The organism is Paraburkholderia caffeinilytica (assembly GCF_003368325.1).
Classification (GTDB): domain Bacteria; phylum Pseudomonadota; class Gammaproteobacteria; order Burkholderiales; family Burkholderiaceae; genus Paraburkholderia; species Paraburkholderia caffeinilytica.
This window is the reverse complement of the sequence record NZ_CP031467.1, coordinates 2961490-2982429: the sequence shown is the minus strand read 5'-3', so window position 1 is coordinate 2982429 and position 20940 is coordinate 2961490. Positions and strand designations below refer to the sequence as shown.

At 63.3% G+C, this 20940-nt stretch carries 22 protein-coding genes, 1 other RNA gene and 1 riboswitch; of the genes, 13 read left to right on the top strand and 10 right to left on the bottom strand.

The features are described 5' to 3' along the window. Positions 1-23: 23 nt before the first annotated feature. A complete protein-coding gene (locus tag DSC91_RS29660) occupies positions 24-1862 on the bottom strand; it encodes an autotransporter assembly complex protein TamA (protein ID WP_115782121.1) in 1839 nt (612 codons plus the stop codon). A 435-nt stretch (positions 1863-2297) separates the two neighbouring features. On the opposite strand from DSC91_RS29660, the gene DSC91_RS29655 reads away from it, so the two are divergent. The 4 genes from DSC91_RS29655 (at position 2298) to panD (ending at position 4819) form a co-directional block, all read left to right on the top strand. Then, a complete protein-coding gene (locus tag DSC91_RS29655; protein WP_054035105.1) occupies positions 2298-2483 on the top strand; it encodes a DUF3460 family protein in 186 nt (61 codons plus the stop codon). Between the two features lie 4 nt (positions 2484-2487). Continuing rightward, the gene (locus tag DSC91_RS29650; RefSeq protein ID WP_115782120.1) at positions 2488-3360 is read left to right on the top strand and encodes a segregation and condensation protein A; all 873 of its coding nucleotides are present in this window, start codon (positions 2488-2490) and stop codon (positions 3358-3360) included. Between the two features lie 188 nt (positions 3361-3548). Beyond that, the gene (panC, locus tag DSC91_RS29645) at positions 3549-4382 is read left to right on the top strand and encodes a pantoate--beta-alanine ligase (protein ID WP_115782119.1); all 834 of its coding nucleotides are present in this window, start codon (positions 3549-3551) and stop codon (positions 4380-4382) included. Positions 4383-4432: 50 nt separating this feature from the next. Next, complete coding sequence (panD, locus tag DSC91_RS29640) at positions 4433-4819, top strand: aspartate 1-decarboxylase (RefSeq protein WP_012432059.1); 387 nt, start codon at positions 4433-4435, stop codon at positions 4817-4819. Between the two features lie 91 nt (positions 4820-4910). Here the strand turns inward: panD and DSC91_RS29635 are convergent, their stop codons facing one another. Then, positions 4911-5549 (bottom strand): ParA family protein, encoded by a 639-nt coding sequence (locus DSC91_RS29635; protein ID WP_115782118.1) that lies wholly within the window; start codon positions 5547-5549, stop codon positions 4911-4913. A gap of 210 nt (positions 5550-5759) precedes the next feature. Here DSC91_RS29635 and DSC91_RS29630 point away from each other — a divergent pair, with 210 nt between their 5' ends. After that, positions 5760-6179, top strand: coding sequence for a PaaI family thioesterase (locus DSC91_RS29630; protein ID WP_115782117.1), 420 nt, complete (start codon positions 5760-5762; stop codon positions 6177-6179). 268 nt (positions 6180-6447) lie between these two features. Here DSC91_RS29630 and DSC91_RS29625 read toward each other — a convergent pair whose 3' ends face one another. Further along, on the bottom strand, positions 6448-6864 hold the full coding sequence (locus DSC91_RS29625) for a DoxX family protein (RefSeq protein WP_115782116.1): 417 nt from the start codon (positions 6862-6864) through the stop codon (positions 6448-6450). Positions 6865-7005: 141 nt separating this feature from the next. Next, positions 7006-8475, bottom strand: coding sequence for a cobyric acid synthase (locus DSC91_RS29620; RefSeq protein ID WP_115783551.1), 1470 nt, complete (start codon positions 8473-8475; stop codon positions 7006-7008). Between the two features lie 260 nt (positions 8476-8735). Between DSC91_RS29620 and cobU the strand changes: the two genes are divergently transcribed. From cobU to DSC91_RS29600, 4 genes are read left to right on the top strand one after another with little or no spacing between them, the layout of a single operon-like run. Next, a complete protein-coding gene (gene cobU, locus DSC91_RS29615) occupies positions 8736-9290 on the top strand; it encodes a bifunctional adenosylcobinamide kinase/adenosylcobinamide-phosphate guanylyltransferase (RefSeq protein WP_115782115.1) in 555 nt (184 codons plus the stop codon). After that, positions 9290-10225, top strand: a complete 936-nt coding sequence (gene cbiB, locus DSC91_RS29610; RefSeq protein ID WP_115783550.1) for an adenosylcobinamide-phosphate synthase CbiB — start codon at positions 9290-9292, stop codon at positions 10223-10225. Before cobU ends, cbiB begins: the two co-directional genes overlap by 1 nt. Positions 10226-10241: 16 nt before the next feature. Beyond that, complete coding sequence (cobD, locus tag DSC91_RS29605) at positions 10242-11267, top strand: threonine-phosphate decarboxylase CobD (protein WP_115782114.1); 1026 nt, start codon at positions 10242-10244, stop codon at positions 11265-11267. Then, positions 11264-12175 (top strand): cobalamin-binding protein, encoded by a 912-nt coding sequence (locus DSC91_RS29600; protein WP_115782113.1) that lies wholly within the window; start codon positions 11264-11266, stop codon positions 12173-12175. Before cobD ends, DSC91_RS29600 begins: the two co-directional genes overlap by 4 nt. Before the next feature lie 249 nt (positions 12176-12424). Here the strand turns inward: DSC91_RS29600 and cobC are convergent, their stop codons facing one another. The 6 genes from cobC to DSC91_RS29570 form a co-directional block, all read right to left on the bottom strand. Then, a complete protein-coding gene (gene cobC, locus DSC91_RS29595; protein WP_115782112.1) occupies positions 12425-13015 on the bottom strand; it encodes an alpha-ribazole phosphatase in 591 nt (196 codons plus the stop codon). After that, complete coding sequence (locus DSC91_RS29590; protein ID WP_115782111.1) at positions 13000-13776, bottom strand: adenosylcobinamide-GDP ribazoletransferase; 777 nt, start codon at positions 13774-13776, stop codon at positions 13000-13002. Before DSC91_RS29590 ends, cobC begins: the two co-directional genes overlap by 16 nt. Positions 13777-13839: 63 nt before the next feature. After that, positions 13840-14901 (bottom strand): nicotinate-nucleotide--dimethylbenzimidazole phosphoribosyltransferase, encoded by a 1062-nt coding sequence (gene cobT, locus DSC91_RS29585; RefSeq protein ID WP_115782110.1) that lies wholly within the window; start codon positions 14899-14901, stop codon positions 13840-13842. 37 nt (positions 14902-14938) lie between these two features. After that, on the bottom strand, positions 14939-15778 hold the full coding sequence (locus DSC91_RS29580) for an ABC transporter ATP-binding protein (RefSeq protein ID WP_115782109.1): 840 nt from the start codon (positions 15776-15778) through the stop codon (positions 14939-14941). Beyond that, a complete protein-coding gene (locus DSC91_RS29575; RefSeq protein ID WP_115782108.1) occupies positions 15775-16830 on the bottom strand; it encodes a FecCD family ABC transporter permease in 1056 nt (351 codons plus the stop codon). Before DSC91_RS29575 ends, DSC91_RS29580 begins: the two co-directional genes overlap by 4 nt. Before the next feature lie 27 nt (positions 16831-16857). Continuing rightward, positions 16858-18753: a TonB-dependent receptor domain-containing protein gene (locus DSC91_RS29570; RefSeq protein WP_115782107.1), complete on the bottom strand. Its 1896-nt coding sequence runs from the start codon at positions 18751-18753 to the stop codon at positions 16858-16860. A gap of 91 nt (positions 18754-18844) precedes the next feature. After that, positions 18845-19101, bottom strand: a riboswitch (cobalamin riboswitch). A 207-nt stretch (positions 19102-19308) separates the two neighbouring features. On the opposite strand from DSC91_RS29570, the gene DSC91_RS29565 reads away from it, so the two are divergent. From DSC91_RS29565 to DSC91_RS29550, 4 genes are all read left to right on the top strand, one after another. Beyond that, positions 19309-19665 (top strand): ATPase, encoded by a 357-nt coding sequence (locus tag DSC91_RS29565; protein ID WP_115782106.1) that lies wholly within the window; start codon positions 19309-19311, stop codon positions 19663-19665. Then, positions 19662-19976, top strand: coding sequence for a cell division protein ZapA (locus DSC91_RS29560; RefSeq protein WP_028200473.1), 315 nt, complete (start codon positions 19662-19664; stop codon positions 19974-19976). Before DSC91_RS29565 ends, DSC91_RS29560 begins: the two co-directional genes overlap by 4 nt. A gap of 91 nt (positions 19977-20067) precedes the next feature. Continuing rightward, positions 20068-20249: non-coding RNA, 6S RNA (gene ssrS / locus DSC91_RS29555), on the top strand. 95 nt (positions 20250-20344) lie between these two features. After that, entirely contained in the window at positions 20345-20803 is a 459-nt protein-coding gene (locus tag DSC91_RS29550; protein WP_115782105.1) for an EVE domain-containing protein, read from the top strand. The last annotated feature ends 137 nt before the right edge of the window (positions 20804-20940 follow it).

The following is a 20940-nucleotide window of genomic DNA, read 5'->3' as shown; positions in this document are numbered from 1 at the left end:
GATCATGTGGATGCAGGTTTCCATCAGAAGGCGATGCCCAAAGTCAGGTACGGCCGCACGCTCCTATTACGGATCCCGTAGGCGACGTCGACATTGACCGGGCCGACCGGGCTGCGCCAGCGCGCCCCAACGCCGACGCCTGGATAAAAGACTTTCTCGCCCCAGGTGTCGGTGGCGGTGCCGACGTCGAAGAACGCGGCTGCGCCCCAGTCGTGATTGAACCAGTGCTGATACTCCGCCGCCGCGGTCACCAGGTACTTGGTGGGCAGCACCGAACCGTCGACGTTATTACCAATGCTCTGATAGCTGTAGCCACGGATCGAATTCGAGCCACCCGCGCGGAACAGCAGCGAAGCCGGAATCCCGCTCGAACTGCCGCTCGTGAACACGCCGCCAAGTTCGGCACGGAACAGCACGAGATCTTCTCTGCCGATCGGCAAGTACTGCTGGCCACGGGCGTAGCCGCGCGCGAACGTCTGGTCGGTCAGCACGCCCTTGACCGCGAAGCCCGCCTCGACGTGAATCAGGTTGCCCGAACGCGGAAACAACGGATCGTCGGTATTGCGGCGGGTCCACGACCATGACGGCACCAACGCGCGGCTGGTAGTCGGCGCGGCCGCATTCTGGTCGAGCCGGTCCTGGTAATAAAGGAGCGCGTAGCTGTAGTCGATGAACTGCGACGTACGGGCCCGCTGCACGCCGCCGCGGATACTGTAGATGCGTGTGTCGGACACGTCGGTCGTGGTGTAGGAAGCCAGCACGCTATTGGTCCATGCGCGCGGCCCCGGCGGCATTGCAAGCTGAATTTGCCCGTACTGCTGGATCTGATCGATGCGGCCGTCGACCGTGAACGGCCACGCCTTGCCGAATGTGTCGAGATACGAATACGAGCCCTGAACCAGCGGGCCGTTGTCGGTCGAATAGCCGACCCCGCCGCGGATACTGTTGTACGGATACTCCGACACCTTCACGTGCAACGGCGTCTCGACCGGCTTGGCCGGATCGCTGTCCACGTCGATCGCCACGCTCGCGTAGTACGGCGTGTTCTGCAACTGCCGCTGCAATTCGGCGACGCGCTGCACGTCGTAGATATCGCCTTCCGAAATCGGATTCACGTTGTCGACGATCTGTTCCGGATAACGCCGCGTGCCGGATACGTCGAGCTTGCCCATCGTGAAGGTCGGGCCGCTCTCATATGTCACCGACAAGCTCGCTTCATGCGTGCGCGGGTCGATCCGCGCCTCGGAGTGGTAAATCTTCGCACCCAGATAACGGCGCGCCTGCAAGGCCTTGAGTGACGCGTTTTTCGCGTCGTCCCAGGTGCCTTGCGAAAACGGGTCGCCCTCGTGCAGCGAAAACGCGAAGCGCGCGGCGTTTTCCTGCGCCGGGTCTTCGGTCAGCACCGGGCCGCGAAACGATAAAGAAATCGACGCGATGAGGGTTTGCGGGCCGGGATCGACGCTCACCGTCACGTGTTTCTGGTCGTCGACGGTTCGCACGTCGGTGCGCACGACCGCCGTGAAATAGCCCTGCGTGGCGGCCAGATCGCGCACCTGCTGGGGCGTGGCGGTAATCAGAAATTCGAACTGGTCGTCGCTGATGTCCGGACGTTTGGCGAACCGCGCCACATCCAGATGCGCTTCGAGCAGCTTGCGCAGCGAGCGCGGCGTGGCTTCGATATCGACCTTGTAGCTGGCGGCCGCGCGCCGCGCCGCGTGCGCGTCGACCGAGGCAAGCATGAGCATGACGATGCCGAACGCCAGCCACGCGCGCAGCCAGCGCCGAATGGGCGTCAGCGGCCCCCGCTCGTCACCGGTTTTGCAGCGCCGCACACGCGGCTCTTCGATCGCACACCCCGCCAAACGGGACCTCCGGCCGTGGTTGATGAATTCTGTCGCTCGGACTCGGCGCGGCGGCCGAAGCTCGCTATTTGACCACATCGGCGAAGCCGCGCCACATCTCAAAAGGGCGTTTGCGGCGTGAGGCACCGCGAGCCCTTGGGCGGGTACGCCGTCCTCATGCGGCATGCGTAACGACGTCCACCTGGACGCACAAGGATGCACACTCCGAATTCGCATAACGAATCGCCTGATGCCCCGACGCCCCGACGCCTTCGGCGTGCTCGCCTTTGACGCATCGCAGCAGCGCGGGTTCCGGGCGTTTTCGCATGCGGGACGCTCGCGCCGGCCACCGTTTTTCGACCACGCGCGGCGCATGCGGTAAAATTCTGGAATAGCAGCGATGCCGCGCGGGTTCGCGCCGGCAGCCGCCTTTCCCCCAACCACGGACGTCTAGCCATGTATCAATCGGACATCACCCAGTTCCTGAACCAGCTCAAGCAACAAAAACCGAATCTGGAAGCTGAGCAGCGCCGTGGCCGGTCGCTGCTGTGGGACAAACAGCCGATCGACCTCGAAGAACGCGCCGAGCAGAAAGCCTCGCGCGTGGAGCAGACGCCTTACTCGTACTATCAAAACTTCTAAGCGCGTGAGTCACGCCGACGAGGCCATGGGCGCCGCACCGGCGCCCGACGCCGCGCTTGCCGCGCCCGCCACCGATTCGACGCCGGACACCGTAGACGGCATCGCTTTCGCACGCCTGTACGGCGAACCGCTCTTCAAGCTGCCGACGGATCTGTACATTCCGCCGGACGCGCTCGAGGTATTTCTCGAAACGTTCGAAGGCCCGCTGGATCTGTTGCTCTACCTGATCCGCAAGCAGAACTTCAACGTCCTCGACATCCCGATGGCGGATGTCACGGTCCAGTATCTCGGCTACGTCGATCAGTTGCGCCAGACCAATCTCGAACTCGCGTCCGAGTATCTGCTGATGGCCGCCATGCTGATCGAGATCAAGTCGCGCATGTTGTTGCCGGTGAAAAAGGCCGATAGCGGCGAAGAAGCCGAAGATCCGCGTGCCGAACTGGTGCGGCGCCTGCTCGAATACGAGCAGATGAAGCTCGCGGCACAGCGTATCGACCATCTGCCGCAGCTTGGCCGCGATTTCCTGCGCGCCGAGGTGTATATCGAGCAAAGCATCACGCCGCGCTTCCCGGACGTGAATAGCGAAGACCTGCGCGCCGCGTGGGCCGACGTGATCAAGCGCGCCAAGCTGGTTCAGCACCACAAGATTTCGCGCGAGGAGTTGTCGGTGCGCGAGCATATGAGTACGATCCTGCGGCGACTGCAGAATGCACGCTTCATGGAGTTCTCGGACCTGTTCGACACGAGCAAGGGCGTGCCGGTGGTCGTGGTGAATTTCATCGCCATGCTCGAGTTGTGCCGCGAGTCGCTCGTCGAAATCACGCAGGCCGAGCCGTTCGCACCGATCTATGTGCGCCTCGCCTATCTGCCGGCCTGACGCCGCAAAACGGGGCCCGCATGCGCCATCGCAGCCGCGGACGCCTCGTTTCGGTGCGCCGCCGGAACAAATCCACTACAATCCCGCGCTCCGAACCTGTCATTACCAGTGAGGCCGCGGGCCACGCAAAGACCTGAGTTTTTGCGCCAACCGAGTCTCGCGCCGCGCGAGGAAATCCCTGTCCGATCATGAAAGTCATCAGCTCGATCCATGAATTGCGCGACCAGTTGCGCGGCCAGAATCGCACCGCCTTTGTGCCGACCATGGGCAATCTGCACGAGGGCCATTTGTCGCTGATGCGCCTCGCGCGCCAGCACGGCGATCCGGTGGTGGCGAGCATCTTCGTCAATCGCCTGCAGTTCGGCCCGAACGAGGATTTCGACAAATATCCGCGCACGCTCGAAGCCGACATCGAGAAACTGCAGAAAGAAGGCGTCTACGTGCTGTTCGCGCCGACGGAACGGGATCTGTACCCGGAGCCGCAGGAATACCGCGTGCATCCGCCGCACGATCTGGGCGACATCCTCGAAGGTGAATTCCGTCCGGGTTTCTTCCAGGGTGTGTGCACGGTGGTGATGAAGCTGATGTCGTGCGTGCAGCCGCGCGTCGCGGTGTTCGGCAAGAAGGATTACCAGCAGTTGATGATCGTGCGCAGCATGTGCCACCAGTTCGCGCTGCCGACCGACATCATCGCCGCGGAAACCGTGCGTGACGCCGACGGCCTCGCGCTCAGCTCGCGCAACCGCTTTCTGCAAACGGCCGAACGCGCCGAAGCGCCGATGCTGGCCGCCGAGCTCAATCGTGTGCGCGACGCGGTGCTCGCCGGCGACCGCGACTTCGCAAAACTCGAACAGGCGGGGATGGCAGCACTGGCCGCACGCGGCTGGCAACCGGATTACATCGCGGTGCGCAAGCGCTCGAATCTGCTGCCGCCGGGTCCGCAAGACGCGAAGGCTGAGCTGGTCGTGCTGGCTGCCGCCAAGCTCGGCACCACCCGTCTCATCGACAACCTCGAAATCTGAAGCCGTCTTAGCTTGCGCAAACGCGCATAAGAAGCCACAAGGGATTGGTCATGCAACGCAACATGCTGAAGTCGAAAATCCACCGTGTCGCGGTCACGCACTGCGAACTGCACTACGAAGGCTCGTGCGCGATCGACGAAGACTTGCTGGAAGCCGCGAACATTGTTGAAAACGAACGGATCGACATCTGGAACATCAACAACGGCGAGCGTTTCTCGACGTACGCGATCAAGGGCGAACGGGGCAGCGGCATGATTTCGCTGAACGGTTCGGCCGCGCGGCGCGCGCAACTGGGCGATCTGGTGATCATCGCGGCATTCGCCGTGGTCGACGAAGCGGAACTGAAGGCAGGCTGGAAACCGGATCTCGTGTTCGTCGACGACAACAACAAGATCAAGGGCAGCCGCGATCACGTGCCGACCCAGAACTGGACCTGAGTTGGACCTGAGTTGGACCTGAGTTGGACCTGAGCCGGCCTTTCATGGCGCGGTTCCATGTAGCGGGCGGCCACGCCGCCTGCCAATCACGTCAAGCCTTCTTACCGGCGCCGTTGGTCCATTGGATGATCGGCTGCCACTGCTCCAGATCCTTCTCCACGCGGCTTTTCGCGACGTCCCACAAGGTCAGGCCGTGCGCCGCCAGTTGCACGTAATTCTGGGTGTCGCGCAGGTAACCCAGCACCGGCAGCTTCAATCCCTCGACAAAGCGATGCAACTGCTCCGCTGAGCGCGTGCGCGCGTCGACGCGCATACCCACCACGCCGATCTCGATCGCGCCTTTCCTGACCGCCTTTTCCTTCGCCAGCCGCTCCAGAAATTCCTGGGTGGCGAGAATGTCGAACATTGACGGCTGCAGCGGCACGATCACCTTGTCGGCCAGATCCAGCGCGATGTTCAGCCGGTTGCCGTGCAACCCGGCCGGCGTGTCGATGACCGCGTGTTCCAGACCTCTGGGCGGTTTGGCGGGATTCTCGAGGTCGACCTCCCAGGTCTCGATGGGCGGCAACGCAGGCGGCCGCAACGACAGCCACGCGTGCGAAGACTGTTGTTTATCCATGTCAGCCAGCGCGATCCACTCCCCTTGCGACGCGAAATAACCGGCCAGATTGGTGGACAGCGTGCTTTTGCCCACGCCGCCCTTCGGATTCGCCACCACGATTACCGTCATGAATTCTCCCGGAAAGAAGGCTGGGCGCCGCCAGCCGGTTTACCGCGCAGTTTGCTCCGGCTTGTGCCGATGTGTCCTGATCCGTACCGGTTTCGGGTTCACCCGCCGATCCAGCCGTTGATAATATCGACAAATGCACCGGGGCCGAAGCCCCCAAACGGCTATTGACGGCCTTATACCGCTGTTTTTTCCATCGAGGACCCGAATCTCATGAGCAAACTTCGCCCGGAATACTCCATCGAGCGCCTGCACGAACGTCAGAAGGGCAAGCTGCCCGGCTTGCTGGGCGTGCATGTTCTGGCGCTGGAACAGGGCTCCCTGAGCGCGGAATTGACCGTGCGCGAGGAATTGCTGGCGCCGAACGGTTTTTTGCATGCCGCCACCGTGATCGGCCTCGCCGACACCGCCTGCGGCTATGCCTGCCTCGCGCATCTGCCCGAAACGGCGCGCAATTTCACGACCGTCGAACTGAAAAGCAATTTTCTCGGCACGGCGACGGAAGGCACGATCCGCGCGGTCGCCAAGGCCGTGCATCTGGGCCGCAGCACCCAGGTATGGGACGCTACAGTCGTCGATCCGAACGGCAAAACGATGGCGCTGTTTCGCTGCACGCAGATCGTGCTGTATTGACTGATTGAAGCGGGGGGCGGGGGCGCGAAGAAGAGCCCGAAATGCCTGAGGTCGCCCGGGTTCACGACAGTAAAAAAGCACGCAGCCTCACGGCGCGTGCTTTTTTGTTGTCCGACGAGGCGAAGTACCGAGGGCACTTTAGTGCTGGGGGGCTTGGGGGCTGGAGGGCCTTAGGGCCCGGGTACCCAGGTGCCCGCGTGCCCAGGTTCCCCGCCGGCTTCCCGCCTTGCCACGTTTGGCAACCGCCCGCGCGGCCGCCCAAACCGTATCAAGCGACCACTGCACGCGGCGCCTTCGCACCGCTCAGCGCCAACGCTCCGCCGCCGAGCAGCGACTGCACGGCCAAAGTTACCGCCCAGAAAGCCGGATATTCCCAGCCGCCGTGCGGCGAAGCGAACCCCCAGCCGTTATGCAGATGCTGTGACGTGGCGCCGAGCATGAACGGCAACAGCACCAGCGCGACCCAGCGGACCTGCACGCCGAGCAGCAGCGCGATACCGCCGAACAATTCGACGAACGCCGTTACATAACCGAGCCAGCCCGGCAAGCCGAGCGAAACGAAAAACTGCGCCGTCCCCGGCAGCGTGAAGACAAAAATCTTCTGCAAGCTGTGCGCGAGATAGAGAACGCCCAAGGCGAGGCGAAGAATCAAGGCGGCCAGATCGGCGGAGCGGTTCGAGTTCATGACAAGTCCTTTACGAGAGAGACGGCCGGCATCGGGCGTCGATATCAAGACTCTATTCGAACCAAATGACGCGACAAATCGCCTATCAGGCTTTGATTATTTCTCAATAGGATTGAATTGCCACCGTCGGGTCGATCCCAATCAACCTAACGCAGCAAAAAGCTTCGAAAGATCAAGGTGCTCGGCGAGCGTGTCAGCCAGACGATCCAGCGACGCCTCACGCAACGCCGGGTAGTCGATTTTCCCGGCGTCGCGCAATCCCGCCCACGCCAGCAGTGCCGCGCACGCGTCCGGCGTGTCGAACAGCCCGTGCACGTAGGTGGCGAGGATTTGGCCATCGGCCGAGAGCGCACCGTCGGGACGCGCGTTTGGCGTTTCGCCCAATTGCAGCGCGGGCAAGCTGAGCGCCGGACCTTGCGTCTCACCCATGTGAATCTCGTAGCCGGCCACCTCGGGCGACCCCGGCAGCGCGAGACACCCGGTCACGTTCTTGAGCGTTTTTTCGCGTGTCAGCACCGTCGAGTAATCGAGCCAGCCAAGGCCCGCGCTTGTTCCGGGTGCGCCTTCCACGCCATGCGGGTCCGCCACTTCGCGTCCGAGCATCTGCATGCCGCCGCATATTCCGATCACGCGGCCGCCATAGCGCAGATGCCGTTGCAACACCGCGTCCCAGCCCTGAGCACGCAGAAAGGCCAGATCGCCCGGCACATTCTTCGAGCCCGGCAGAATGATCAGATCGGCCGGCGGAGGCGGCGTGCCGCTTCGAACGTAATGAAAATCGACCTGCGGATGCGCGCGCAGCGCGTCGAAATCGGTGTGATTGCTGATGTGCGGCAACACCGGTACGACCACCCGCAGCATCCGGTTCGGATCGTCACTTTGGCCACTGTGTGCCGCGCGCAACTCGGGCGGCAACATGTCTTCGGCGTCGAGCGTCAGGCCGTGAAGATACGGAACCACGCCGAGCACCGGTTTGCCGGTCCTGGCTTCGAGCCAGTCGAGCCCCGGTTTCAGCAAACCGACGTCGCCGCGAAAGCGGTTGATGATGAAGCCGCGCACACGCGCCTGCTCGCTGTCCGACAGACACGCGAGCGTCCCGGTCAGATGCGCGAACACCCCGCCGCGGTCGATGTCGGCCATCAGCACGACCGGACAGTCGACCGCTTCCGCGAAACCCATGTTGGCAATGTCGCGGTCGCGCAGATTGATCTCCGCGGGACTGCCCGCGCCTTCGACGAAAATCGTGTCGTACGCCGCTTGCAGACGCGCATACGATTGCAGCACCGCCTCGAACGCGACCGGCTTGTAGTCGTGGTAGGCGCGGGCGTCGAGGTTCATGCGCGCCTTGCCGTGGATGATCACTTGCGCGCCGCGGTCGCTGGTCGGCTTGAGCAGCACGGGGTTCAGATCGGTGTGAGCGGCAATGCCCGCGGCCACCGCCTGCAAGGCCTGCGCGCGGCCGATCTCGCCGCCATCCACCGTCACCGCGCTGTTGAGCGCCATGTTCTGCGGCTTGAACGGCGCAACCCGGACGCCGGCTCGGCGCGCCAGTCGGCACAAGCCCGCGACGAGCGTGCTCTTGCCCGCATCGGACGTAGTGCCCTGGATCATCAGCGTGCCGCGCGGCACAGGTACGGCGTCAAGCGGGTTCGAAGTGGCGGTCACGGAATGTCGAGCTCGGCGGTGAATAGGCAGTGAAGGCAGTGAAGCGGCAGCGAAGCAGCTAGGAAGCAGCTAGGAAGCAGCTAGGAAGCAGCAACGATAACGCCGTACTTGACGCCGCAGTACAGCAACGCAGCGACAACACAGCGCTTTGAACCCGGCATTATCCCATCGTGCCGGCAAGCGCTGCACGCCGGTACAATCACGCGATGATTCCCCGCGACCTCACCTTCGTTCTCGGCGGCGCCCGTTCGGGCAAGAGCGTGCACGCCGAACAACTGGCGAACGACAGCGCCCTCCCCGTCACGTACATCGCCACCGCGCGTGTGGCCGACGACGCCGAATTCAGCGCGCGTATCGCGCATCATCGCGAGCGGCGCCCCGCGCATTGGGCTTTGCACGAAGCCGGCGTCGATCTCGCCGGCGCGGTCACGCAAATCGACGCACCCGGTCACTGCACGCTGATCGACTGCCTGACGCTGTGGCTCGCCAACCTGCTGTGTCCGCCGGACGGCGACGGCTTGCCGGTCGATCACTATCACACGCACTTTGCCGCCTTCGAAGCCGCGCTCGTCGGCGCAAGAGGCAAGATCATCGTGGTCAGCAATGAAATCGGCCTGGGCGTGGTGCCGCTCGGCGCGGAAACACGCCTCTATGTCGACGAACTCGGGCGCCTCAATCAGCGTATTGCCGCGTTGAGCACCCAGGTCACCATGATGGTCGCGGGCTTGCCGCTCGCCTTGAAAACAGCGGGCAGCGCATGATGCTGTCACTGCCTCTGATCGTTACGCTCGCCACGGCGGGCGTCGCCGTCGACCGTTGGCTCGGTGAGCCGCGCACCGCGCATCCGCTGGTCGGCTTCGGCAAATGGGCGATGCGCCTCGAAGCGGGCTACAACACCGGCCGGCGCTTGCGTCTCAAGGGGCTGCTCGCGTGGTCGCTGGCGGTGATGCCGCCGGTGCTGATCGCCTGGTGGCTCGTCTCCGTGCTGCCGTTTTTTGCGGCCTGCGCGGTGCACGTCGTGCTGCTGTGGTTCGCCCTCGGCGCGCGCAGTCTGCACGATCACATTGCGCCGATCGCCCAGGCATTGGCGCAACGCGATCTCGCGCAAGCGCGCCTCCTGACTTCACGCATCGTCTCGCGCGAAACCGCCCATGCCGACGAAGCGGCGCTGTCGCGTGCGGCCGTCGAATCGGCGCTCGAAAACGGCAACGACGCGATTTTCGGCGCGCTGTTCTGGTTCGCGATCGCGGGTGGTCCGGGCGCGTTGGGGTTTCGTCTGGCCAATACGCTCGATGCCATGTGGGGCTACCGCACGCGGCGCTATTTGCGCTTCGGCTGGGCCGCCGCGCGCATCGACGACGTGCTCAACTGGATTCCCGCGCGCCTCACCGCGGCGAGTTACGCGTTGCTCGGCGACACGCACACCGCGTTACGTTGCTGGCGCGAACAGGCGCCGCGCTGGGACAGCCCGAACGCCGGGCCGGTCATGGCGTCGGGCGCGGGCAGTCTGAACGTGTTGATCGGCGGGCCCGCGGTGTATCACGGCGCGCTTGAACACAGGCCGACGCTCGGTTTCGGACACCCCGCGAAAGCCAGTCACGTCACGGCGGCGTTGATGCTGGTCGAACGGACGGTCATTCTCTGGCTGGCGGTACTGATCGTGCTGGCGTTGCTGAGCGTGCCCTTTCATGCGTGATCGAATGGCTAAGCGAATGGATAAGCGCACGCCCCATTCCGATATCACGCTCAACGCCGTGGTTCACGGCGGCAATCTGCACGAAGCAGCCGAGCGTTACGGCATTCCGTACGCGCACTGGCTCGACCTGTCGACAGGCATCAATCCGCACGGCTATCCGGTACCGCCGGTTCCCGCCGATGCGTGGCGCCGCCTGCCCGACGACGGCGACGGTTTCGCGTCCTGTGCCGCGCGCTACTACGGCGCGCCCGATGCCTCGCATGTGCTGCCCGTCGCGGGAAGTCAGGCGGCGATCCGCGCGCTGCCGTCGCTTTTGTCACGTGCGCGAGTCGGCATTGCGCCGCTCACATACAGCGAATACGCGCCCGCATTCGAACGTGCCGGACATGAGGTTCTGCCGCTGGATGTGTCCTGGGAGACGTTGCCCGACGAACTCCTCCATGTCGTCGTTGTGAATCCTAACAATCCGACTGTCGAGCATCTGAGCGCCGACAAGCTGCTGCACTGGCACGCGCAACTCGTCGCACGCGGCGGCACGCTGCTGATCGACGAGGCCTTCGCCGATACGATGCCTTCGGCGTCGCTCGCGGCGAGCACTCATCGCGATGGGTTGATCGTGTTGCGTTCACCAGGGAAATTCTTCGGGCTCGCGGGCGTGCGCGCGGGATTCGTACTCGGCGCGCCGGCTTTGCTCGATGCACTGCGTCTTACGCTGGGCGCGTGGACGGTTAGCGGACCGGCTCGCCATGCCGTCAAGGCCGCGTTTGAAGACGTGGCGTGGCAGCAGCAGATGCGCACACGCCTCGAGTCCGAAAGCGCGCGTCTGGTAAGTCTGCTGCATGCACACGGTCTCGCCACCCACAGCACGCCCCTCTTTGCGTGGACCGGCGATGCACGCGCCGCCGCACTGCATGAGGCGTTAGCGCAACGCGGCGTATGGACACGGCTCTTCGCGGCAACGGGCAGCGTGCGTTTCGGACTGCCCGCCAGCGACACGGAATGGGCGCGTTTCGAAGAAAGTTTGCGCGAGGCTGTTCGATGATTCGACTCGCACGCTTTGTCATCGCCACGCTACTTTGTGTGAGCATGCTGCACGCGCACGCCGCGATCACCGTCACCGACGACACTGGCGCAACCGTCACACTGCCCGCTCCCGCGCAACGCGTCATCAGTCTTGCGCCGCATGTCACCGAATTGCTGTACGCCGCGGGCGGTGGCGCGAAACTGGTCGGCGCCGTGTCCTACAGCGACTATCCACCCGAAGCGAAACAACTGCCGCGCGTCGGCGACAACAAGGCGCTCGATCTCGAACGGATCGTCGCGCTGAAGCCCGATCTGATCGTCGTGTGGCGGCATGGCAATGCGCAGCGGCAACTGGACCGCCTTCGCGAGATGCATGTGCCGCTGTTCTTCAGCGAGCCGCATCGTCTCGACGACGTGGCCGTGTCGCTGACGAAGCTCGGACAATTGCTCGGCACCTCGCCGGCCGCCGAAGCCGCCGCCGCGGCATACCGTCAGGACATCGCACAACTGCGCAGGCAGTATGCGAGCCGGCCGCCTGTCGGCGTGTTCTATCAGGTGTGGGATCAGCCGTTGATGACGCTCAACGGCGAACATGTGGTCAGCAATGTGATTGCGCTATGCGGCGGTCGCAATGTGTTTGCGAAACTCGAGCCACTGGTGCCGACCGTCTCGACTGAAGCCGTGCTCGCGGCCAATCCGGAGGCGATCGTCACCGCCGCGCCCGGTGCGACCAAACCGGACACGACCTTGCCGCAACTCGACACATGGCGCGCGTGGCCGGGCCTCAAAGCGGTGGCGAACAACAATCTGTTCGCCATCGACGGCGATCTGATCAACCGGCCCACGCCGCGTATCGCGCAAGGGGCGAAGCAAATGTGCGAAGACCTGGAAGTTGCGCGCTCGCGGCGGAAGAATGGCGCGCAATGATGCCGCTGTGAAAGCTGTGAGGCGGGAACCGTCGCGCTAGCGCGCGACGGTTGAGCTGGCTTCGTGCCATGGCACGACTAGTCCTAATCGTGCCACTTTGGTCCATGGTTTGTCGCGCAAATCGGTTAATCGCGCCACTTTTTGTAAGAAATGGCGCGAATACACAGTTTAGCGATAAAAAAGTGGCACGATTGGCTCGGAACTTGTCACGATTGAATTCCGGCCCGCATACCGCAAGCCGAGCCGCCCTCACACATTCCACCTCACCAACGACCACTTCCGCGCCTCGTCATCCCTGCGCAGCCAGACAATCCCGGTCATCTCCAACGACCAGCGCAGGCAGTTTTCCAGCGGCACCTCCAGCACCAGCGAAGCGATCACCCGCATGACGCCGGCATGCGTGACCACGTACGCAGGCGACAACTCGCGCGTCTGCGCAAACGCGTCGAACCACGCCCGCACCCGCGCGACGAATTGCGCGACGCTCTCGCCGCCATGCGCACGCGCGTGTTCGAAGTTAGCCGCCCAGGCATCGAGCAGCTCACGATCGATCGCGTCCCAACGCTGCTCCTCCCAATCGCCGAAGTTCATTTCCTTCAGACGATCGTCATGACTGAGCGCGCAACCAAAATCGTTCGCCATGACGGCGGCCAGGGTCGCGCAACGCGTCAACGGGCTCGACATCAGCACACGTGGCGGCGGTATCTGCAAGGTTGCCAGTTTCAGCGCAAGCGCACTCGCCGATGTCTCGACGTCCTCGGCGAGCGCCACGTCGCTGTGGCCGTAGCACACACCCGAATCGAGCACGACAGCAGGATGACGAATCAGGACGATATCCATGCGAGCCCCACGAGGTAGATGCTCAGTTCAAATATCTGTTGCGCGAAGCCGAGGCAATCGCCGGTGTAGCCACCAATGCGTCTGACGAAATAGCGGCCCAATGCAAAGCGCAGCGCCACCAGTACGGCAAGCGTCACGCAGGCGAAGCGCCAGTTCGGCGATTCCAGCAAGTTCGGCCACAGCAACAGCGGCAAACCGAACACTGCTGCGCAGAGCAATGCCGGGCCGCTCAAGCGTTGCGCAACCGGTTTGGCTTTGCCTTCGGCGCGCACGTAGTCGAGTGTGGCCAGATAGCTGATGGCCAACACACGGCTCGCGGCATGCGCTGCAATCATCAGACTTGCGGCGCGCATCGGCGGCAACGCGGCGAGCGTTTGCCACTTCAGTGCCAGCGCAATCACGAGCGCAATGGCGCCGAAAGCGCCGATGCGCGAATCATGCATGATGCGCAACACGTCCTCGCGCATATAGGCGCCACCGAACGCATCGACGCAATCGGCCAGTCCGTCCTCGTGAAAGGCGCCGGTGACGAGAAGCGATATCGCCATCGACAGCAGCACCGCCACACTCGCCGGAAAGACATGCAACGCAGCGAGATAAACCAGCGCGCTCAATCCGCCGACCAATAGACCGACGAGCGGGAAATAACGTGCCGCCGCATTCAGATAGTGCGGCTCATAGCCGACCCAGCGCGGCACAGGCACGCGCGTGAAATAGCCAAGCGCCGTGAAGAAATAGCGCAGTTCAGCGAGCGGATTCATGAGTGAGCCGCGCACACGCTTCTGTATGACTGCGTGCCGTGCAGCAGCGCTTCGTATGACGGATCACGCATCGCGATTCGCGACACCGGCCGATTCGAAGCTCGCCATTTCGTTGACGAACGCCACGGCCGCGCGTAGCAACGGCACGGCCAGTACCGCACCCGTGCCTTCGCCGAGACGCATGTCGAGTGAAAGCAGTGGCATTGCGCCGAAATGATCGAGCATGCGCCGATGCCCCGCCTCATTCGACGCATGCGCGAACACACAATACTCGCGCACGTTCGATGCAAACGCGTCGGCCACCAGCAAGGCCGAGGTCGCGATGAACCCGTCGACAAGGATCGTCATGCGCGCTTGCGCGGCGGCGAGAAACGCGCCGGTCATCATGGCAATTTCGAAGCCGCCGAACGTGGCGAGCACCGTAAGCGGATCATTGGAATCGGCCTGATGGGCGAGCGCGGAGGCGAGTACGTTGCGTTTTTTCGCGAGCCCCGCGTTGTCGAGACCCGTACCACGGCCGACGCATTCGTCGATCGGCACACCGCACAGGCGGCTCATCAGACACGCGGCGGCCGACGTATTCGCAATACCCATCTCGCCGAAGCCGATCACATTGGTGCCGAGCGCCGCGTGATGCCGCACGCGAGCCGCGCCCGCCTGCAGCGCGGCAAGCGCCTGCTCGTGCGTCATCGCGGGTTCGTGCGCGAAGTTGCGCGTGCCGGCCGCAACCGGAATGTCGACGAGACCGTCTGTGGACGGCAACGGCGTCGCAACGCCCGCGTTGACCACTTCGAGTTCGACACCGGACACGCGGCTCAAGGCATTGATCGCCGCGCCGCCCGCCAAAAAGTTGGCGACCATTTGCGCGGTCACCGCCTGCGGATAAGGACTCACCCCTTCCTGCGCAATACCGTGGTCGCCGGCGAATACGATCATCGCCGGACGTTCGACCGTGGGGTGTGTCGTACGCTGGATCAGGCCCATCTGGCGCGCGAGCGTTTCCAGCCTCCCAAGACTGCCAGGCGGCTTGGTCTTGGTATCGATGATGTGTTGCAGTTCGGCCCGCAGCGTTTGATCGAGCGGTTCGACTTCGGTCAATCCCGGCAAACCTGGCAAAGAAGTCATAGACGTGTCTAAAAGAGAGAGTGTTTTCATAAAGCGCTTAGCCTGCCGGTATGTCATGAGCCGCAGGCGATTCGTGACGCGAGCGCGGCGCGGGAATCAGCGCCTCATGTTCGCCGTCGCGAATCAGAATCAACGGATAGCCGAATGCACGGCTCGTCAGCGTAGGCGTCAGCACGTCGTGCACCGGTCCAGCATACGCGCCGCCGTTGCCGTCGAGCAGCAACGCATGCGTCGCGAAGCGGCGCGCGAGGTTCAGGTCGTGACACGAAAACATCACTGTACGCCGAGGCTCGTGCGTCCAGGCGGTCAGCGCTTCTAGACAGTCGATCTGGTGGTGCAAATCCAGATGCGAGAGCGGTTCGTCGAGCAGCAACAGCGGCGCTTGCTGGCACAACACGGCCGCGAGAGCGACGCGTTGACGTTCGCCACCCGAAAGCGACAGCACGTCGCGCGCGGTGAATGCGGCGAGGCCCAACACATCCAGCGCGGCCTGCGCGGCGGCACGATCGGCTTCACTGTCCCAACCCCAGCCGCTCAGATGCGGAAAGCGGTTCAGCATCACGATGTCGAGCACGCTCGCGCTGAAGGCGTCCGCGGCGCTTTGCGGCATCAGCGCGCGCCGCTGTGCGAGCGGCAACGGCTGCCAGTCGGCGAGACGCACGCCGTCCAGTTCCACATGACCCGCCGACGGTTGCGCGAGGCCGGCGAGCGTGGATAGCAAAGTCGTCTTACCCGCGCCGTTGGGTCCAGCGATACACCAGATCTCGCCTGCATAGAACGTGTGCGTGAACGCGTCGAGCAAGGTGCGCCTGCCCGCACGCAAGGTCAGGCGTTGCGCGCTCAGCGCCGAATGCGGGGCGTTGTGAGTGTTCATCATCGGCGCCTGCGCAACAGCATCCACAAAAACACTGGCACGCCGACGATCGACGTGATCACGCCGACCGGCAATTGCGCCGGTGCGATCACGGTACGCGCGATCAGATCCGCACCCATCACCGCGACACCGCCGCCGAGCGCCGCAGCCGGCAGCAGCATGCGCTGATCGTTGCCGAACGCGAGCCGCAGCATATGTGGCACCACGAGGCCGACAAAGCCGATCGTGCCCGCCGTCGTCACCGCCGCGGCCGCTGCCAGCGACGCCACCAGATACACGCGCAGGCGCAGCGGCATCACGGCGACGCCAAGTGCCTGCGCGGCGGCGTCGCCTCGCAGCAGCAAGTTCAGACGCGGCGCAGCGGGTACGATCGCCACCAGCACGACGACGAGCGCGGCGAGCGCCGTCCATGGCATCGCCCCGCCGTTCAGATCGCCGGTCAGCCAGAACAGCATGCCGCGCAGCCGATTGTCCGGCGCGAGGTTCAGCAATAAGGTGATGACAGCGCCCCAGCCGGCCGCGATTACCGCGCCGGTCAGCAGCAAACGCGGCGACGTGTCCTGCGGCTCGCCCCGCCACAGCTCGCGGCGTGCGAGGCCGAGCACCAGCAGAATCGACACGAAGGCGCCGGCGCACGCGCTGGCGTCGACGATCCACCACGCGCAACCGGCGATCATCGCGACCAGTGCGAACGTCGCCGCACCGCCCGACACGCCCAATACGTAGGGTTCGGCTAACGGGTTGCGCAACAGCACTTGCAGCAACGCGCCGGCCAGCGCAAGCAACGCGCCGCATGCGAAGCCCGCCAGCGCGCGCGGCAAACGCAGCGTGCGCACGATCTCGCCGGCAAGATCGGCGGACTCGACTTGCGACGCGTGCGACGGCAGCAACGCCGCCAGCACGCGCGCAGGCGCGAGCGAAACGCTGCCCAGCGCAAGCGATGCCATCAGCACGGCCAGCGCGATTGCCGCGAGCGCGAGCCAGATCGCGACCGCGCGCTTCGCGCTCATCACGCGCAACGCGGTCGTGGGCATCGGGCTCGAGCTGCGGTTCATCGGCACGTTCTCATGCAGGTACGGTCGTCACTGCTGCTGCCAACCGACCGTGACATATGCACCGCGCCGCGGCGAGTTATACGAGTAGGCCGTTTCATAGTCCTTGTTCAACAGGTTCTGGATCTGCGCGGCGACGTACCACGCTTTCGTGATGTCGTAGCGCGCCGACAGATTCACCACACCGTAACCGCCCAGCGTGCCGCTGCTGTCTTCACGGGCGCCGCTGACGATCCACTCGCCGCCGACACGCCACCCCGCAATGCCGCGGTTCACCGCCAGCGACGCGAAGTGCCGCGCACGCCGCACGAGATCGGTATCGCGATCGAGGTCGACGGGATTTTGCAGTGTCACTGACGCGCGCACATCCGTCTTGCCCACATGACCGCTCCACGATCCTTCGAGTCCCTGCACTTTCGCACGGCCGACGTTCTCGGCCAGATAGATGCCGGGCGTGACCTGCTCGTAGTCGATCAGATTCGAATAACGCGTCTGGAACGCGGTAAGACGCATCACGCCCAGCACATTCGATGCGTACTGCAACGCGGCCTCGATCGAATGGCTGCGCTCCGGCTGGATCGACGGATTGCCGCTGGTCGGATAGTACAGATCGTCGAAACTCGGCGCGCGGAACGAATCCGAATAGCTTGCAGTCGCCTTCCAATGTTCGGTGATGTCGAAGCCGTAGCCGAGATAGTAACTGTTCGCTCCGCCGAAATCGGAATACTGATCGCGCCGCACGTTGGCCTGAATCTGATTGCGCCCAAAACGCCCCGTATAGCCGGCAAAGCCTGAGTCCACATGCCGGTCGGGCGCGGCAAACGTATCCGAGTCGAGACTCTGATCCAGATGCTCATAGCCGACCTGCAGTTTCTGCTGCGCGGCGAGCGCGAAATCGTTCTGCCACGTGTACTGCCGATTGTCCGTATCGAAGCGGCCGTTGTAGAGGCCGTTGGCATTCGACACGCTGCGGTCGTCGCCTTCGGAAACGATGAAGTGCGTGGTCCACCCGTCGGTCAGCTTGCCGTTCGCGAACACCGACAACTGACGCACTTTGCTGTACAGGTTGTTCAGATCGGTCGGCACACCATACGCGTTGTCGTAGCTGTTATTGCCGTTCGACTGGAAATACGTGACGCCCGCGTCCCACTTGTCGCCGAACTTGCGACGCAGCGAAGCCGAGATGCTTTCGTTCAGATAGCCGTTCGCGTTCGGATTCGCGTTGGGTGCCTGTGACGGATTGAGCGAAGAGAAACCGTCGTCTTTCGAACGCGCGAGCGAGATGCTGAAGGTGGTGTTGCCGTCTTGATCCAGCGCGCCGTTCACGCCGGCCTGCTGCGTCTGCGTGTGATAGCTGCCATAGCCCACCGAAAAATTGAAACGCGGCGGATGGTCGCCGCCGTCTTTCGTGAATACCTGTACCACGCCGCCAATTGCGCCGGACCCGTATAACGCGGACACGTTGCCATTCACGACTTCGACGTGATCGATCTGGTCGAGCGGAATCTGCGCGAGTTGCGGCGCGCCGAGACTCACCGAATCGACCCGCACGCCATCGATCAGCAAAAGCGATTGCGTCGACGACGCGCCGCGCAGAAACAGGCTCGCCGTGGAACCCGGGCCACCGGTGCGCGAAATCTGCGCGCCGGGCGCGAGTTGCAGGAGGCCGGGCAAATCGGTTGCGGTCGTATCGGCGATGTCCTGCTGATCGAACAGCGTGGTCTGCGGGATCGCATCGGCGAGCGGTTGCGGCCCGCGCTCCGCGGTAACGACAACAGGCGACAACACCGTGGGTGACGAACCGTCAGCCTCTCCATCGGCCGAGGAAGAGGAAGACGGCGACGAAGACGCAGCAGCTTGCGCATGCGCGACGAGCGGCAGGCTCGCAAAGGCGAGCAACGCCGTGCGAGCGATCGGGGACAGCATGGGATGACATTCCTGTGGATAGCGTGCACGGCCCGCTTCCCCGCGGGCCGATGCGTAACGAGGCGCCCGCGTTGTTTTACGTTTGCGCGGGAACGAGCCTCTCCCTCCGGCCGGTATCCGGGCTGGCGACACATCGATCCCGCCTTCCCACGCGTGACGCGCAGTGGCACACTCGCGTGTTCGGCTTCAAACACGCGATCGGGATCGACCTGCATGACACATGCGGTCGCTTACCGTTGCGGGGGCAGCGCAGGTTGGTGCGTTCAGGCGAACGGCACGCCCTGCTTCCCGTTTAACTGCGCGCACTGTGGAAAAGCACGCGCGGGCACCAGAGTGCGGCCAGTTTAGGAGCGGCCTTCAGGTCCGTCAAGAATGGTTAATCCGTGCGCGAACTGTTCTGTTAAGTGCAGGTTATTGTCCGATGCGTGAGTTGTTTTTCATCATAGGGGCGACAAAAGCGTGCACAAAGCGATGTTGTTACGTCTCGAAACGAGACAATTGTCGGAACCTGCGACATTCCGCGCTAAAATGCGATGTCTTTAGAGGACGCAGCAGATGCTCACCGAACTCGAAACACTTTCCCAGAATATCGGCAAGCTGATCGCGATCAGCCAACGCCACAATGAGGCGCGGCTCGCGCTCGAAGATCAGCTCGCTCAAATGCGGGCCGAAGCAGAGGCCACGCGCGCGGAACTCGCGTTGATGCGCGAGGAGCGCGATGCGCTGCAGGCGGAACGCGACGCGCTGTCGGCAAAGATCGACGACGCCCAGGTGCGCCTCAATGCGATCCTCGAAAAACTGCCGCGGGCCCGCGCGCACAGCGAGCCGGACAATCAGCTCGATCTGCTCGAGGACGCGCCGCATGAGGACGAAGCCGAGCGCGACGTCACCCGCCACGGAGAAAATGCATGACCACCAAGCAGATCGAAGTATCGATTCTCGGCGTGCCCTATCGCCTCGCCTGCTCGCCGGAAACCGAAGGCGCGCTGCTTGAAGCGGTTGCACGCGTCGACGCCGAGATGTCGAAGATCCGCAATAGCAGCAACGTGCGCGGCACGGATCGCATTGCTGTCATGGCTGCGCTGTCGCTGGCATCGGAACTGCTTAAGCTGCAAAGCAGCGTGCGGCACGGAGAAGCATTTCCCGCAGAAGAAATCCGGCGTACAATGCACCAAATGAACGAACAGCTGGGTACTGTGATTCAGCAGTACAGCATGCAGTAAGTATCTTGTAGCCGGTCCCGAGATCGGCTGCGGATTCAAACAAGGTGCATGAGCAAAGATTCGTGCAAACGTTTTGAATTCAATCGGTTTGACTTCCCTGCCTGGTTCGCCAAGGTCATATATTCCTTGAACCAATGCCATGTGCACGGTTGTGGAAATTTGTAGCACGGGTGTGCGCGTCACTCTGTCTGATGTACCCGAAGTGCTGCTAACTGCGACCAATTCTGAACCCCCGGTTCAGGATGCCGGCCTAGCGGCTAAGGCGGGGACCTTCTTCAAAACGGCATCGGACTTCGGTTCGGTGCCGTTTTTCTTTTGGTCCCGGTTTTTCTTCTGTATTCTCAAACCTTTAACGTTCAATTCGATTCATGCGCTACTGGCTAATGAAGTCCGAACCGGACGAAGCAAGCATCGACCATCTCGCAGAGGCGCCGCAACACACGTTGCCGTGGACTGGCGTGCGCAACTATCAGGCGCGCAACTTCATGCGCGACATGATGCAGGTCGGCGACGGTGTGCTGTTCTATCACTCGAGTTGCCCCGAGCCAGGCATTGCGGGGCTCGCGGCGGTATCGTCCACCGCGTATCCGGACCCCACTCAATTCGACAAGAAGAGCCCCTACTACGACCCGAAGTCGTCGCAGGAAACGCCGCGCTGGCTGCTCGTCGATGTGGTGTTCAAAAAGAAGATTCCGTTGATTCCGCTTGCCGCGCTGCGCGAGCATGAGGAATTGAAGGACATGCGCGTGCTCGTCAAAGGCAACCGCCTGTCGATCACGCCGGTGACCGAAGCCGAGTGGCGCTTCATCACCAAACGTCTTGTTTGACGTTGCCTGCGCACCTGTGACCCGGTGTCGCTTGACTCATGCTCAGATCGGCGCACGACCGAAGGCAAACGTTGAGCAAACGTCAAATTAGGGAACCAAGCTCAGGTTACAAGCGCCTAACGGACTCGCAAACGTTG

Coding starts and splice junctions, on each gene's coding strand:
- DSC91_RS29655 (WP_054035105.1), top strand. CDS start 2,298: ATGTATCAATCGGACATCACCCAGTTCCTGAACCAGCTCAAGCAACAA.
- panC (WP_115782119.1), top strand. CDS start 3,549: ATGAAAGTCATCAGCTCGATCCATGAATTGCGCGACCAGTTGCGCGGC.
- panD (WP_012432059.1), top strand. CDS start 4,433: ATGCAACGCAACATGCTGAAGTCGAAAATCCACCGTGTCGCGGTCACG.
- DSC91_RS29635 (WP_115782118.1), bottom strand. CDS start 5,549: ATGACGGTAATCGTGGTGGCGAATCCGAAGGGCGGCGTGGGCAAAAGC.
- DSC91_RS29630 (WP_115782117.1), top strand. CDS start 5,760: ATGAGCAAACTTCGCCCGGAATACTCCATCGAGCGCCTGCACGAACGT.
- DSC91_RS29625 (WP_115782116.1), bottom strand. CDS start 6,864: ATGAACTCGAACCGCTCCGCCGATCTGGCCGCCTTGATTCTTCGCCTC.
- DSC91_RS29620 (WP_115783551.1), bottom strand. CDS start 8,475: ATGATCCAGGGCACTACGTCCGATGCGGGCAAGAGCACGCTCGTCGCG.
- cobU (WP_115782115.1), top strand. CDS start 8,736: ATGATTCCCCGCGACCTCACCTTCGTTCTCGGCGGCGCCCGTTCGGGC.
- cbiB (WP_115783550.1), top strand. CDS start 9,290: ATGCTGTCACTGCCTCTGATCGTTACGCTCGCCACGGCGGGCGTCGCC.
- cobD (WP_115782114.1), top strand. CDS start 10,242: ATGGATAAGCGCACGCCCCATTCCGATATCACGCTCAACGCCGTGGTT.
- DSC91_RS29600 (WP_115782113.1), top strand. CDS start 11,264: ATGATTCGACTCGCACGCTTTGTCATCGCCACGCTACTTTGTGTGAGC.
- cobC (WP_115782112.1), bottom strand. CDS start 13,015: ATGGATATCGTCCTGATTCGTCATCCTGCTGTCGTGCTCGATTCGGGT.
- DSC91_RS29590 (WP_115782111.1), bottom strand. CDS start 13,776: ATGAATCCGCTCGCTGAACTGCGCTATTTCTTCACGGCGCTTGGCTAT.
- cobT (WP_115782110.1), bottom strand. CDS start 14,901: ATGACTTCTTTGCCAGGTTTGCCGGGATTGACCGAAGTCGAACCGCTC.
- DSC91_RS29580 (WP_115782109.1), bottom strand. CDS start 15,778: ATGATGAACACTCACAACGCCCCGCATTCGGCGCTGAGCGCGCAACGC.
- DSC91_RS29575 (WP_115782108.1), bottom strand. CDS start 16,830: ATGAACCGCAGCTCGAGCCCGATGCCCACGACCGCGTTGCGCGTGATG.
- DSC91_RS29570 (WP_115782107.1), bottom strand. CDS start 18,753: ATGCTGTCCCCGATCGCTCGCACGGCGTTGCTCGCCTTTGCGAGCCTG.
- DSC91_RS29565 (WP_115782106.1), top strand. CDS start 19,309: ATGCTCACCGAACTCGAAACACTTTCCCAGAATATCGGCAAGCTGATC.
- DSC91_RS29560 (WP_028200473.1), top strand. CDS start 19,662: ATGACCACCAAGCAGATCGAAGTATCGATTCTCGGCGTGCCCTATCGC.
- DSC91_RS29550 (WP_115782105.1), top strand. CDS start 20,345: ATGCGCTACTGGCTAATGAAGTCCGAACCGGACGAAGCAAGCATCGAC.